Origin of the sequence: Sulfuricurvum sp. PD_MW2 (genome assembly GCF_002633015.1) — a bacterium.
Lineage (GTDB): Bacteria > Campylobacterota > Campylobacteria > Campylobacterales > Sulfurimonadaceae > Sulfuricurvum.
Map to the genome: position 1 here is coordinate 143,313 of NZ_NSIU01000001.1, position 12,563 is coordinate 155,875.

At 44.3% G+C, this 12,563-nt stretch carries 16 protein-coding genes; 4 read left to right on the plus strand and 12 right to left on the minus strand.

Annotation, left to right across the window (positions count from 1 at the left end; translation table 11 throughout):
* Nucleotides 1-27: 27 nt before the first annotated feature.
* The 12 genes from rplS to CJD30_RS00775 all read right to left on the minus strand — a co-directional run bounded on the left by rplS (nt 28) and on the right by CJD30_RS00775 (nt 8,373).
* On the minus strand, nt 28-387 hold the full coding sequence (rplS, locus tag CJD30_RS00720) for a 50S ribosomal protein L19 (protein WP_294915313.1): 360 nt from the start codon (nt 385-387) through the stop codon (nt 28-30).
* Nucleotides 377-1,072: a tRNA (guanosine(37)-N1)-methyltransferase TrmD gene (gene trmD, locus CJD30_RS00725; protein ID WP_294915315.1), complete on the minus strand. Its 696-nt coding sequence runs from the start codon at nt 1,070-1,072 to the stop codon at nt 377-379. Before trmD ends, rplS begins: the two co-directional genes overlap by 11 nt.
* Complete coding sequence (rimM, locus tag CJD30_RS00730) at nt 1,072-1,626, minus strand: ribosome maturation factor RimM (protein WP_294915317.1); 555 nt, start codon at nt 1,624-1,626, stop codon at nt 1,072-1,074. The genes trmD and rimM overlap by 1 nt, the downstream gene beginning before the upstream one ends.
* On the minus strand, nt 1,607-1,846 hold the full coding sequence (locus CJD30_RS00735) for a KH domain-containing protein (protein WP_294915319.1): 240 nt from the start codon (nt 1,844-1,846) through the stop codon (nt 1,607-1,609). The genes rimM and CJD30_RS00735 overlap by 20 nt, the downstream gene beginning before the upstream one ends.
* A 2-nt stretch (nt 1,847-1,848) precedes the next feature.
* On the minus strand, nt 1,849-2,079 hold the full coding sequence (gene rpsP / locus CJD30_RS00740) for a 30S ribosomal protein S16 (RefSeq protein ID WP_013459360.1): 231 nt from the start codon (nt 2,077-2,079) through the stop codon (nt 1,849-1,851).
* Nucleotides 2,080-2,224: 145 nt separating this feature from the next.
* Entirely contained in the window at nt 2,225-3,571 is a 1,347-nt protein-coding gene (gene ffh / locus CJD30_RS00745; protein WP_294915321.1) for a signal recognition particle protein, read from the minus strand.
* Between the two features lie 85 nt (nt 3,572-3,656).
* A complete protein-coding gene (locus CJD30_RS00750; RefSeq protein ID WP_294915323.1) occupies nt 3,657-4,394 on the minus strand; it encodes an RluA family pseudouridine synthase in 738 nt (245 codons plus the stop codon).
* A 1-nt stretch (nt 4,395) separates the two neighbouring features.
* Nucleotides 4,396-5,559 (minus strand): lipid IV(A) 3-deoxy-D-manno-octulosonic acid transferase, encoded by a 1,164-nt coding sequence (waaA, locus tag CJD30_RS00755; RefSeq protein ID WP_294915325.1) that lies wholly within the window; start codon nt 5,557-5,559, stop codon nt 4,396-4,398.
* Complete coding sequence (locus CJD30_RS00760; protein ID WP_294915327.1) at nt 5,552-6,274, minus strand: zinc ribbon domain-containing protein; 723 nt, start codon at nt 6,272-6,274, stop codon at nt 5,552-5,554. Before CJD30_RS00760 ends, waaA begins: the two co-directional genes overlap by 8 nt.
* A gap of 61 nt (nt 6,275-6,335) precedes the next feature.
* Entirely contained in the window at nt 6,336-7,058 is a 723-nt protein-coding gene (locus CJD30_RS00765) for a Nif3-like dinuclear metal center hexameric protein (protein ID WP_294915329.1), read from the minus strand.
* Nucleotides 7,055-7,789, minus strand: coding sequence for an NYN domain-containing protein (locus CJD30_RS00770; protein WP_294915331.1), 735 nt, complete (start codon nt 7,787-7,789; stop codon nt 7,055-7,057). The genes CJD30_RS00765 and CJD30_RS00770 overlap by 4 nt, the downstream gene beginning before the upstream one ends.
* Nucleotides 7,786-8,373, minus strand: coding sequence for a tetratricopeptide repeat protein (locus CJD30_RS00775; RefSeq protein WP_294915333.1), 588 nt, complete (start codon nt 8,371-8,373; stop codon nt 7,786-7,788). The genes CJD30_RS00770 and CJD30_RS00775 overlap by 4 nt, the downstream gene beginning before the upstream one ends.
* Before the next feature lie 69 nt (nt 8,374-8,442).
* On the opposite strand from CJD30_RS00775, the gene CJD30_RS00780 reads away from it, so the two are divergent.
* Genes CJD30_RS00780 through mtgA form a run of 4 tightly spaced genes read left to right on the plus strand, consistent with a single transcriptional unit; the run spans nt 8,443 to nt 12,558 of the window.
* A complete protein-coding gene (locus CJD30_RS00780; RefSeq protein WP_294915336.1) occupies nt 8,443-10,542 on the plus strand; it encodes an RNA degradosome polyphosphate kinase in 2,100 nt (699 codons plus the stop codon).
* Between the two features lie 9 nt (nt 10,543-10,551).
* Nucleotides 10,552-11,088, plus strand: a complete 537-nt coding sequence (locus CJD30_RS00785) for a gamma carbonic anhydrase family protein (RefSeq protein WP_294915338.1) — start codon at nt 10,552-10,554, stop codon at nt 11,086-11,088.
* Nucleotides 11,081-11,707 (plus strand): TRIC cation channel family protein, encoded by a 627-nt coding sequence (locus tag CJD30_RS00790; protein WP_294915339.1) that lies wholly within the window; start codon nt 11,081-11,083, stop codon nt 11,705-11,707. The genes CJD30_RS00785 and CJD30_RS00790 overlap by 8 nt, the downstream gene beginning before the upstream one ends.
* Nucleotides 11,707-12,558 carry a monofunctional biosynthetic peptidoglycan transglycosylase gene (mtgA, locus tag CJD30_RS00795; protein WP_294915341.1) on the plus strand — a complete coding sequence of 284 codons (852 nt, stop codon included), beginning with the start codon at nt 11,707-11,709 and terminating at the stop codon, nt 12,556-12,558. The genes CJD30_RS00790 and mtgA overlap by 1 nt, the downstream gene beginning before the upstream one ends.
* Nucleotides 12,559-12,563 lie beyond the last annotated feature (5 nt).

A 12,563-nucleotide genomic window follows, 5' to 3' on the forward strand; every position in this document is an offset into this window, starting at 1 on the left:
GTGCCGCTTTGAGAAGCGGCAGAGAGATTACTTGCGGCGAATTTCTTTAATACGCGCTGCTTTACCAGCAAGGTCACGTAGGTAGAACAATTTCGCACGACGTACACGACCACGGCGAAGAACTTCGATTTTCTCGAGGCTGTCGCTGTAGATTGGGAATACACGTTCGATACCAACACCGTTAGCACCGATTTTACGTACAGTAATAGTTTTACCAGTACCTTCTCCACGAATAGAGATACAGATACCTTCATAATTTTGAACACGTGATTTTTCACCTTCAGTAATGGTTACTGCCAAACGAAGAGTGTCACCTGCACGGAACTCAGGGATGTTTTTACCAGCGATTTGCGCTTGTTCGAAGCTTGCAATATACTTATTTTTCATAAGATGTCCTTAGTTTATGCTTTTGAAGCTGCTCCGGCCTGAAGTATGCAGTTTTGCATTCAGACAGAGACGATTTTAGTGCACGGATTTTACTATGATTTCCCTTTAAGTATTCTGATGGAACACTCATATTCTCATAGAGCGGGGGTTTCCCAAACGTAGGTGCTTCCAAGAGTGGGGATTCGAAACTCTCATACTCCAGTGACTCGCTATTACCGAGTACCCCTTCGATATTTCGGACGATAGCATCTGTCATTACGAGAGACGGGAGTTCTCCTCCGGTGAGAACATAATCACCAATACTGAACACTTCATCGGCAAAACGCTCAACCACCCTCTCATCAATCCCTTCATACCGGCCGCTAACAAAAACGACATGTTGCTTTGAAGCAAGGCGCTTTGCATCGTTTTGGGTAAATTGCTTCCCTACCGGTGCCACAAAAATAATATGGGCATTTTCAGGAAGTGTTTTTAATGTATCAAAAAGGGGCTGAGGGGTCATCACCATTCCAGCACCGCCTCCGGCAGCGGTATCATCGACTTTGTGATGTTTTGATGTACTAAAATCTCTGGGATTGAGAAAGTGTATCGAGAACTTCCCCGCTTCGATCCCCCGCTTGAGGATTGAATCTTGAAAATACCCCTCGATTAGGTTGGAGAAAATAGTGACATAGGTAAAGCGCATCAGGATGCCTCTAACAGATCCAATCCGCCCTCTACACTGATCACTTTTGCAGCTGCATCCGTTTTGAGAACAAAGTGATCAATGTACGGAATTAAAAACGTTGCACTTAATCCTTTGGCAACCAATGCGCCATCGGTTGCCACCAAAAGATAATCCTGAACACCGATCCGTTCAATCTCTTGTACTTTACCCAAAATCATCTCTCCCTCAACGACACTGGCACCCAATAAATCAAACCAAAAAAACTCATTTTCACTCAGGTTGCATCGCTCGCGTGTTGCTTCGTATGTGGTGAATAATTTCGCATTCGTGAGTACTTTGGCCGCTTCAGGAGTATCGATTCCTTTGAGATGGACAAGTTCACGTTCAGCGTTATAGGAAAGCAAAACGATCTCTTTGCCATTTTCAAGCATAAAAGCAGCATTGGGGATAAACTGTTCGGGAAAATCGGTGAAGAGGTTCAGTTTCATGTCCCCTTTAAGGCCGACACTGCGACCTAAAGTAGCGACATGAAGAAGATTTTCAGGCTGTGAATTACGAAAGCGGTTCGACATTGATTCGGTAACTTTTTCCGTCTTTGGCTTTGCATCCGGAAATGACGGTTTTGATCGCACCGATCATTTTACCCTCTTTTCCGATCAGCTTGCCCACATCTGCCTGATTGGCGTACAAAACGATTTCGGTCACTTCGTCACCATCAAACGACTCCACCCGAATCTCTTCGGGATAAGAGGCTATTAACTTAGCAAAACCTGCGACGAAGTCCGCGACCATGATTATTTACCGGTAATTTTTTTAACGCGGTCTGACATTTGAGCACCAACGCTCAACCAGTAGTTTAGACGCTCTTCATCTACTTTTGTAGTGATTGGGTCTGTCATTGGGTTGTAATAACCGATCAATTCGATCCAACCGCCATCACGGCGTTTACGACTATCGGTTACCGCGATACGGTAGAAAGGTTGTTTTTTACGTCCCATACGGGTAAGACGGATGACTGTTGCCATAGTGTGTTCCTTGTGTTTAATGTTTCACGTTAAAGTAACTTTGCAGAGTGTTTTGCCCACAAAAGCAAAAGAAAAACCGCAAAATCGCTTGAACGCTAAGATAAGCGCTTCGAAAAGCGGCTACCTTAACGCTCTGACGCAGAGTTTAGCGTGGTAAGCGCATCCCCTGCATCTGTCCCATCATACTTTGAAGATCTTTCATCCCCTGTTTGCCGGAGAATTTTTTTGCCATCTTCGAGGCATTTTTGAACTGTTTCAAAATACGGTTCACTTCGATGATATCCAAACCGCACCCTTTTGCCAAACGGGCTTTTCGGCTGTTGTTGAGCAACTCCGGATCTTCGCGTTCTTTCACCGTCATCGAGGATACAAGAGCTTTAATTTGTTTGAGCTGACTGGAGTTTTCCAAGTCAAAATCTTTGAGGGCAGAAGCCATATTCCCCATTCCCGGAATCATACCGAGAATAGATTTCATACTTCCCATCTTTTTGAGACTTTCCATTTGCTCTAAAAAGTCATTAAAGTTAAATTCACCTTTTTTGATCTTTTTGCTGAGCTGTTTCGCTTTTTTCTCATCGATAACAGAAGCGGTACGTTCTGCAAGCCCTTCGATATCACCAAGTCCCATGAGACGGTTGACGATACGATCCGGCAAGAAGATTTCAAGGTCTTCCATCTTCTCACCCGCACCGATAAAGCGGAGCGGCACTTGGATCTGAGAAGCGATGCCGAGTGCAACTCCCCCTTTGGAATCCCCATCGTATTTGGTGAGAATGACCCCGTCGATACCGATTTTTTCGTTAAACGTCCCAGCAGTACGAACCGCATCTTGCCCAGAGAGTGAGTCGGCAACGTAGAAAATCTCATGAGGGTTGGCAGCCGCTTTGACTTCGGCCAATTCGCCCATCAACTCATCATCAATTGCCAAACGTCCTGCGGTGTCGATGAGAACGACATCAACAAGCACTTTCTTCGCATGATCCAATGCCGCTTTGACCACATCAACCGGATTTTTCGTCGTATCATCGGCATACAGTTCTACATCGATGCTAGCACACACTTGGCGAAGTTGCTCTACCGCCGCAAGACGCTGTAAGTCCGCTGCTACAACGAGAACTTTTTTCTTTTGACGTACTTTGAGCCAGTTCGCCAATTTTCCAGTCGTCGTTGTTTTACCAGAACCTTGCAAACCGCTCATTAAAATAACGGTTGGAGATACCGGTGCATACACAAACCCTGATTTGCCTTTGACGTCCAAAAGTGCATACAAAGAGGTACGTAATGCATCCAAAAACTGATCTTTACCGATGCCGCTTTGTTTCGTTTTGATCTCAACAGAATCGATCAGCTCTTTAACGACTTTATGATTTACATCGGCTTTGAGAAGCGCTTTTTTCAACTCGCCCAATGCTTTTGTCAACGCCTTTTCATCATCGTGAAAACGGATTTTGCGAATGGCGGATGTAAATGATTCGGTTAGTGTATCAAACACTTCAGCTCCTAAATGCTTTGGTTACAGGGTATAAAAAGTTTCGAATTATACTTAATTTTTTCTTGATTTAGACTTTATAGTGTTATCAACTTCCAAAATGCCCGAATACTTTCGGCTCAGGCGCTTCAAATGTTTGCCCAAGTAACGTCACTTTTTTCGCATGAAGCATAACCCTCTTCGACTGTCGTCCGCCGTAACTCTCATCTCCGATAATCGGATGTTGTGCGAATTTCATGTGCGCACGGATTTGATGCGTTCGTCCATGATGGATGATCAACTGTACCTTTGTCTTTTTCCCCGACACTTCGATCGGTGTCACTTCGGTAATAGCAGGTTTCCCTTTTTTAGCCACTTTTGTATAGGCTTTGTTCCCTTTTTTCTCGGTAATGAGCGGCTGATCGATCACAAACGGTTCGGTTACCAATCCCTCGACCCACGCGACGTACTCTTTGTAAACACGGTCTTTTTTAAATTCGCTGATCGCTTTGAGACGGAACTCTTCGTTTTTGACCAGCATCAACACACCGCTCGTTTCACGATCAAGACGGTGCAGTAATTGTGAACCTTTGAATTGACGCTCAATCTCATCGGAGTTGACAAATGCCGGCTTATCGACAACGATCAAATCGTCGTTTTCAAAAATCGGGCGAACTTTTTCCACTTTTTGGACGATGAACACTGTCTTTGGACTGATCTCGCCCCGTGCGATCATCACCTTGTTATTTCCGACATAAACCAAACCGCGATCGATCAGTGATTTGGCCTCAGAGTTGGATATTCCCTCTTGCTCTGCTAGGAGCTTATACGCTTTTGGTTTTTCCATTTTATTTCTCCGTTAAATAATTAAGTACTTTTTGCAGATCGACACTTCCGTTGATCTGTGATGGAGGCATTCTTTCGGCATTTTTCAGTGCCGTCTCAATATTCTCCAATGTTGTGAACTGTACATGCGAGACGTATTTAAACAACTCACGTTGCAAAAACATCTGCTCGCCCGTAATGATTTTGCATCCGAATGTTGCAGGTTCAAGGGGGTTATGCCCCCCGATCGGTGCGTAAGCTCCTCCCAAAATCGCGATGTCACTAATGGCATAGAGATTGTTGAGTTCTCCCATTGCATCGACGAGGATAATGTCACTTTCCAACGTTTGCGATTGGCTCCAGCGCTCAACACTCATCTGAGGCGCTATTTTCTGAATCAGTTCTCCCACTTTGGCAAAACGCTCCGGGTGACGCGGAACGACGAGCAACTTTGAGGATGGGTTATACATGTGATACGTAATAAAGCCTCTAAGTATCCCCTCCTCTTCCCCCTCATGGGTACTCGCTGCGACAACAACCGTCCCCGTTGGTTTCATATAATGCTTTGTAGCTTCAATCTTTTGGGAGAGTTTAATATTCCCAACGACTTCGACATTTTTGGCTCCCAAAGCGATGAAGCGAGCCATATCTTCAGTACTTTGACAAAAAATACGATCGCATTGAGAGAGTAATATCCGATAAAACCATCGCATCCGATAGTATTTAGGAAAGCTTCGATCACTGATACGGGCATTGAGAGCAATAACACGCCCGCCTCGTACACGAACTAAACGAAACAATAGATACCAAAACTCCGCTTCGAGCACCACAACGGTTTTCGGACGTTTGATCCAAAACCATAGCCAGATTTCATAAGGGAGGTATCTCACCTGAGCAACGTATTTAGACGCTGCCTCATATCCTGTATGCGTGATAACGCTGATGGCGATCTTCTTATCTTTCAGTTTTTCTACAATCGGAGCAATCGCTTTTGCCTCTCCCAAAGAACAGACATGAAACCAAATATCATGCTCATCAAACGGAGAATTATTTCTGCCAAAAAAACGTGCCGGAATGGAATCGCGATATTTTTTTTTGAATGAAAGAAAAATCAATGCAGGAAAAGTTACGACGTAAAGGAACGCCGCAACCAAAGTGTAAAAAAGATCGAACAGTATGTTACGCACCGATAGCGTCAGAAGGCTCTAAAAATAAGATACGTCCACAGTGTGGGCAGAGAGTAATCTCTTCGCCTTTGATGACGTCGCTGTATACTTTATCGCTTACCGCCATAAAACAACCCATACATGCTTGATTGCGAACCGGTACTGCCGTCGTATTTTTTGCCCAGCGGCGAATTTTTTGGTAGAACGACAATCCTTTTTGATTCATTGTTCCAACGAGCGCTTCTTTACGAGCGAATACCTCTTTGCGCTCTTCGTCTATGCGTGCCAATTTGACATCAACATCCGCTTTTACGCTAGAAAGTGTCCCTTCGATCTCCGCAGCTTTTGTTTCAAGCTCATCGATTTTGCTTTGTTTATGATCGATCAATTTTTCCAAACGCTCAATCTCTTCGTTAGCGAAGCTCACTTGCTCTTTTGCAATCTCTTCTTCAAGCTGAAGCGATTTCATTTCACGTTCTGTTTTCACTTCACCGCTTTTTTTAGCGTTCTCTTCCAATTTTGAAGAGAGTTCAGCAAGGTGAAGCTCATTTTTATGTTTTTTGATTTGTTCGTCTTTAATCTCTTGTTTGAGAGTATTGATTTCATTTGCGATGCCGTTTTTTGTCGCCATCAATGCTTCATACTGAAGGTTTGCTTCTTCGATTTGCGGTTCAAACGCGTCAATCTCTTTGTCTACCTGAGAAAGTTCGATCAATTGTTCAAGGTGTTTGTTCATACGGTTCCTTTTGGAGTTACACAATTACCTAATATAGGGCATTTGAGATGCCCTTTTACACTTAAAGATAGGTGAAGGGGTTTTTTGATGGTGAAATTATAACACTCAATCCTAATTTTTCCAAATGTCTCCCTAAAACCTCACCAAAATAGCGTTCACTCTCATAGTGTCCGATGTCGATCATCGACAATCCAAGTGACTGTGCTTCCATCGCGTCATGGTACTTGATATCTCCCGTCAAAAAGCAATCGGCTTCTATTTGGCGCATCAGTGATGCACCCGATCCAGTCACTAATGCGCATGTTCGGATATACTCATGACATTTCACTCCCCTTGTATGGGGAAGGCCTAATGCCATCTTGATCTTTGCCGCAAACGTATCATACGCTTCATCTATCCCAAGATACGCGACAAATCCCTCTTTTGCGATAATCGGATATCCCAATACTTCGGTTGCGACATAATCGTTTAGATGGGTTTGGTCAAAATTGGTGTGCATCGCGATATTAGTAATATTTTTTCGAATCATCGGTGCAACAATTTTTGCGGGATATTGATTGAACTGCAACTGCTTCAATCCGCCAAAAATCACCGGATGGTGGGTAATTAACAACGCATTCTCAGGAATAGATTCAATCAATTCTTCATCGATGTCGATACTGAGTACCACGTGTTCAATCTTTTGGGCAAAGTCCCCAACCAAAAGACCAGAGTTATCCCACCCTTCTTGCATCGCGAAGGGAGAAAGGGTATCCAGATGCTCATAGATCTCTTTGACTGTCATTTTTCATAACTCCTTTTTGGACGTTTGATCCGAACGTGTACCGCCTGTGAACCTGAAAGCGGATCGGAGTATTTAAACTCAAACTCTCCCAAACTCTCTATCAGATCAAGCAGTTTTTTGAACCCATAACTACGGGGATCGAATTCGGGAGATTTATTGATCAAATTTTGTCCGATTGCCCCAAGATAAGACCACCCCGCTTCGTTTGTCGTATCTTCGATGGCATTGCGTACCAGTGCCAAAAGAGCCTTATCGTCCCCTTTGATTTTGACATGCTCTTTATGATTGGATGAGCGTCGAAGGTTTTCTGTATAAATAAATTTATCACATACGCCGATGAATGCTTTGGGCGTTTTTTGTTCTCCAAACCCGTACACTTTGATCCCCGATTCCCGAATACGGCTTGCCAAACGGGTAAAATCACTGTCACTCGAGACAATGCAAAATCCGTCAAAATTTTTCGTATAGAGCAGATCCATCGCATCGATGATCATCGCACTGTCCGTAGCATTTTTCCCGGTAGTGTAGGCAAATTGCTGCATCGGATGAAGACCATGTTCCAAAAGAACGTTTTTCCACCCTTTGAGCTTCATGTCCGTCCAATCACCGTAAATTCGTTTGACACTCGCAATACCGTGCGCCGCAATCTCGTCCATGAGACCTGCAATGATCGAAGGTTGAGAATTATCCGCATCGATTAATACGGCAAGTCGGGCTTGATCATCGATCATATTTTCTCTCCTAATGTGAGCAATGCCTCTCGCGCCTGCGGAAAATCGTTTTGAAGTTCAAGTGCGCGTTTGTACATCGTTCTGGCTTCCTCAATGTTCCCCATGTCTGACAACAAATTGCCGTAATTAAAATAGGTCTGATAATATTGATCGTCAATCTCAAGCGCTTTGAGGTAATGGTCCTGAGCTCGTTCGTACGCCCTCTCGGATCGGTACAATGACGCTATAGCGTTGTGGGTCAAATCATCGTTTTCATCCAGTTCCAACGATCTCTCGTACAATTTGATCCCTTTGAGCCGATCTCCATTTTTTGCCGTTACGTATGCAAGTTTGTTAATAATTTCCGGATTTTCAGGTTCCATCCGATGCGCCTCTTCGAGAATCGATTGGGCTCTCTCCGTCTCTCCACGTTCATACGCATCATCCGCCTCTTCAACCAACGATTCCGCTGAGAAAACTGCACTGTCTCCCTCTTGTGAAGGTTCGTTTGCCGATGTTTTATCTTCAAGTGTTTGGACGTGCTGATAAATCTGATATGCGAAAAAAAGTGTCGCCGCAAACATTAAAATTTGAAATGTTGACATAGTGTTCCTTTTTTGTAACGATAAGTATAATATAATCCCGTTAACTTAAAACCAAAATCGGTAGAACTTATGCCAAATAATTACAAAGATCCAGCACTTTATATCAACCGCGAGCTATCATGGCTCCAATTTAATACCCGTGTCCTTCGACAGGCACAAGACGAATCCCTCCCGCTTTTTGAGAGACTCAAATTTTTAGCGATTTATGGAACCAATCTCGATGAGTTTTATATGATCCGTATTGCAGGGCTCAAAAAACTCTTCAGCGCGGGAGTGAACGTCTCCGGTGCCGATCGATTTACCCCGTTACATCAGCTTCGTGAAATCCGTTCGTATTTGCACAAAGAACAGATAGAAGTTGAAGAGTGTCTGTTAGGAATCATGGAAAAACTTGAAAAAGAGGGGATCTTTTTCAAGCCTTATAAACAAGTAACCGCTCAACAGCAACAATATCTCGACAACTATTTCAAAGAGAATATCTATCCCGTCGTTGTCCCTATTGCTGTCGATGCAACCCATCCATTCCCGCATCTCAACAACCTAAGCTTTGGGCAAATCGTCAAACTCCGCGACAAAGACGATCCGAGTGTCGAGCGCTATGGGATTATCCGTATTCCGCGCGTTTTACCGCGTTTTGTCGATATCGATAATCGTATCTATATTCCAATCGGCAGTATCGTCTCCGAACATATCCAAGATCTCTTTCCAGGCTATGAATTGCTCAAATTCTCCGCATTCCGTATCACCCGAAATGCAGATTTGGCGATTGAAGAAGAGGAAGCGGATGATTTTATGGAGATCCTCGAAGAAGGATTGAAACTCCGTAAAAAAGGGGAAATTGTCCGTCTTGAACTCAGCAATCATGCTGATGATGATCTGCTCAATTTCTTCAATCGTCATGCGAATGTCTTCAAAGATGACATTTACCGCTTCCAAACTTATCTCAATTTGGGTGCATTGTGGCAAGTGGTCGGAAACAAAGATTTTGCACATCTCAATGTCCCTAGTTTTAAACCTCGAAATCTACCGCCGCTTGATTCGGACGAAAACCTATACACGATTCTCGACAAACAAGATCTGGTTTTGTTCCATCCATTTGAGAGTTTTGAACCCGTTGTCCGATTGATCCAAACGGCAGCAAAAGACCCTGATGTCGTCTCAATCCGAATGACACTCTATCGTTCCGGTTCCAAATCGGTTATCGTACAATCATTGATTGCAGCAGCCGAAGCGGGGAAACAAGTCACCGTCATGGTAGAATTGCGCGCCCGTTTTGACGAAGAAAACAATCTTCAGTGGGCAAAAGCGCTTGAAAGTGCCGGTGCGCATGTTATCTATGGTATTACCGGATTTAAAGTTCATGCCAAAGCGGCGCTTATTACCCGCCGCGTAGATGGAAAACTCAAACAATACGCCCATTTGGGGACCGGAAATTATAACCCTTCGACCGCGACCGTTTATACCGATATCAGCTACATGACCAGCGATGATGCGATCACCTATGACATGACCCGTTTTTTCCACTTTTTGACTGGATTCAGTAAAAAAGGGAAGCTCAATGAGCTCTATATGGCACCAACGCAGATCAAACCAAAAATTCTCTCTCTCATCCATAATGAAACACGTATGGGTCACGAGGGTGTCATTATCGCCAAAATGAACGCTTTGGTCGACGAAGATATCATCCGTGCCCTTTATAAAGCTTCTCAAGCAGGAGTTAAAATCGACCTGATCATACGAGGGGTCTGTTGTCTGCGTCCTGGAGTAAAAGGGGTAAGTGAAAATATCCGCGTTATCTCGATTATCGGAAAGTACCTTGAGCATGCTCGTATTTTCTACTTTAAACACTCCACGCCGCAAACCTATATTTCTAGTGCTGATTGGATGCCAAGAAATCTATTGCGTCGGATTGAACTTCTCACCCCGATTAACGGTGAAGACGCATCCAATAAACTGATGCAGATTTTACAGCTGCAGATTTCAGACAATGTCCTCGCCCATGAGCTCCAAAGCGATGGAACGTATGTCAGAGTAACCCATGACGGACAAAATCCGATCAATAGCCATAGCATCGTAGAGACCCACACGAATAAAGTGTATAATTCAGTCAAAAAGCAGGCTCCGAATTACGTACAACAATTAACTACGCGACTGTTCAAAGAGAGCTAAGGAATCAAAATGATCGGAAATTATTTGCACTATTCCCCTAAAATCGGGGAACGAACATGGATCGCCCCCTCTGCTGACGTGATCGGAAGAGCCGAAATCGGTGAAGATGTCAGCATTTGGTTTGGTACGGTCATCCGTGCCGACGTACACTACATCAAAATCGGCGATCGTACCAGTATCCAAGATTTAAGTATGGTACATATTACCCACCACAAACGTGACGATATGTCTGATGGCTATCCGACTATCATCGGAAATGACGTCACTGTCGGACATCGGGTTATGCTTCACGGCTGCACGATCGAAGATGCATGTTTAATCGGAATGTCCGCTACAATTCTCGATGGTGCCGTAATCGGCAAAGAGTCTATCGTCGGTGCGGGTGCATTGGTCACAAAAAATAAAGTATTCCCGCCGCGCTCCCTCATCATGGGGAGCCCTGCTAAAGTGGTGCGAGAGCTCACCGATGAAGAGGTCGCCGAACTCTATGCCTCAGCGAAGCGTTACGTCAGTTTCAAAGAAAACTACCGCACTCCGAATGTCTGAGTTCAATCTCGTTCTTGCCGCCGATATTCTCGGTATTATCGCCTTTGCCCTCAGCGGGTTCCTCGTGGGTGTACGGAACAATCTCGATCTTCTTGGCCTAATCATCTCCGCATCGCTAACCGCATTGGGCGGAGGTGTCGTTCGTGATGTCATCCTCGGACGCACACCGTTTGCTTTCAATGAATATTATCCGGCTATCACCGTGATCGTCACCATCTTTCTGGCTTTTTCGTTTCGACTCTACCGTCGTGAGCAGTTGGAACGTCAGTGGCTCTTTATCATCTCTGATACGATCGGCTTGGTCGCATTTAGCATTACCGGTGCCCTCCTCGCGATCGAAGTGGAGTTCAATTTCTTCGGAGTGATGATTTTGAGCTTTCTCACGGCAGTAGGAGGCGGAGTGCTGCGCGATACGATGATCAATCAGGTCCCCTCTGTCCTGATCAGCGATTTTTACGGTTCTATCGCCATCATCGTCTCCGTACTCCTTCTTCTCTTGGCACAAATGGATATGATTAATACGCTAGGTGTTGCGGGTGTTGCAGCATTTGCTATCTTTTTACGTCTTTTAGCCGTTAGCAAACAATGGCATCTACCAAAACTCAATATGGAATCCTAATGTCTAAACTCAAACGCTTCATCCTCCTTTTTATCTTCGGCGGAGTGCTCGATATAGGTCGCTATTTTGTGTACCCTAATGTCTCTGATTTGATAGAAACGAATCCGGTCCCTACCGCATTTATGGAATTCCGAAAAGCCGAATGGGCAGAACAAAATCGAGAGATGCAAATTAATCAAAAATGGGTACGTATGTCCCAAATCTCCCCGAATGTCATCAAAGCCGTATTGATCGGCGAAGACGATAAATTTTGGAATCATGACGGATTCGATGTCAAAGGGATGGAACAAGCTCTCGAAAAAACCCTGACAAAAGGGAAAGTTGCCGGAGGAAGTACAATTTCTCAACAGCTCTCTAAAAATCTCTACCTCTCTCCAAGCAAAAATCCCGTACGCAAAATCAAAGAGGCCATCATCACATGGCGTATTGAAAAGACACTTTCTAAACGTCGAATTTTAGAAATATATCTCAACGTCGCCGAGTGGGGTGACGGAATTTTCGGGATTGAAGCAGCAGCGCGCCATTACTATCATAAAAGTGCAAAAAATCTTTCTGGATTGGAAGCGGCACGTTTGGCCGCAGTACTTCCAAATCCAATCAAATATGATCCGACAGGCGATCAAAAATACGTCCAAAACCGCTCTCGTATTATCTACAAAATCCTAAAACGCAGAGGTGTTGTAATTCCTGATTTCAAAGAGGTTATGACTCCGTCTAAAAAAGAGAACCAAACTCTTTTGGATAACAATCAAAGTGTAGTCGATCTATTCAACACATCACCCTCGGATGAAGCAGCTGCGGCGATTGAGAACAACGCCCTTCAATCAAACGATTTGAATCGTTCCGAGTAGGTGTT

Excerpts from the sequence above, each read along its gene's own strand:
- rplS (WP_294915313.1), bottom strand. The coding sequence starts at position 387 with ATGAAAAATAAGTATATTGCAAGCTTCGAACAAGCGCAAATCGCTGGT.
- trmD (WP_294915315.1), bottom strand. The coding sequence starts at position 1,072 with ATGCGCTTTACCTATGTCACTATTTTCTCCAACCTAATCGAGGGGTAT.
- rimM (WP_294915317.1), bottom strand. The coding sequence starts at position 1,626 with ATGTCGAACCGCTTTCGTAATTCACAGCCTGAAAATCTTCTTCATGTC.
- CJD30_RS00735 (WP_294915319.1), bottom strand. The coding sequence starts at position 1,846 with ATGGTCGCGGACTTCGTCGCAGGTTTTGCTAAGTTAATAGCCTCTTAT.
- rpsP (WP_013459360.1), bottom strand. The coding sequence starts at position 2,079 with ATGGCAACAGTCATCCGTCTTACCCGTATGGGACGTAAAAAACAACCT.
- CJD30_RS00750 (WP_294915323.1), bottom strand. The coding sequence starts at position 4,394 with ATGGAAAAACCAAAAGCGTATAAGCTCCTAGCAGAGCAAGAGGGAATA.
- CJD30_RS00760 (WP_294915327.1), bottom strand. The coding sequence starts at position 6,274 with ATGAACAAACACCTTGAACAATTGATCGAACTTTCTCAGGTAGACAAA.
- CJD30_RS00765 (WP_294915329.1), bottom strand. The coding sequence starts at position 7,058 with ATGACAGTCAAAGAGATCTATGAGCATCTGGATACCCTTTCTCCCTTC.
- CJD30_RS00770 (WP_294915331.1), bottom strand. The coding sequence starts at position 7,789 with ATGATCGATGATCAAGCCCGACTTGCCGTATTAATCGATGCGGATAAT.
- CJD30_RS00775 (WP_294915333.1), bottom strand. The coding sequence starts at position 8,373 with ATGTCAACATTTCAAATTTTAATGTTTGCGGCGACACTTTTTTTCGCA.
- CJD30_RS00780 (WP_294915336.1), top strand. The coding sequence starts at position 8,443 with ATGCCAAATAATTACAAAGATCCAGCACTTTATATCAACCGCGAGCTA.
- CJD30_RS00785 (WP_294915338.1), top strand. The coding sequence starts at position 10,552 with ATGATCGGAAATTATTTGCACTATTCCCCTAAAATCGGGGAACGAACA.
- CJD30_RS00790 (WP_294915339.1), top strand. The coding sequence starts at position 11,081 with ATGTCTGAGTTCAATCTCGTTCTTGCCGCCGATATTCTCGGTATTATC.
- mtgA (WP_294915341.1), top strand. The coding sequence starts at position 11,707 with ATGTCTAAACTCAAACGCTTCATCCTCCTTTTTATCTTCGGCGGAGTG.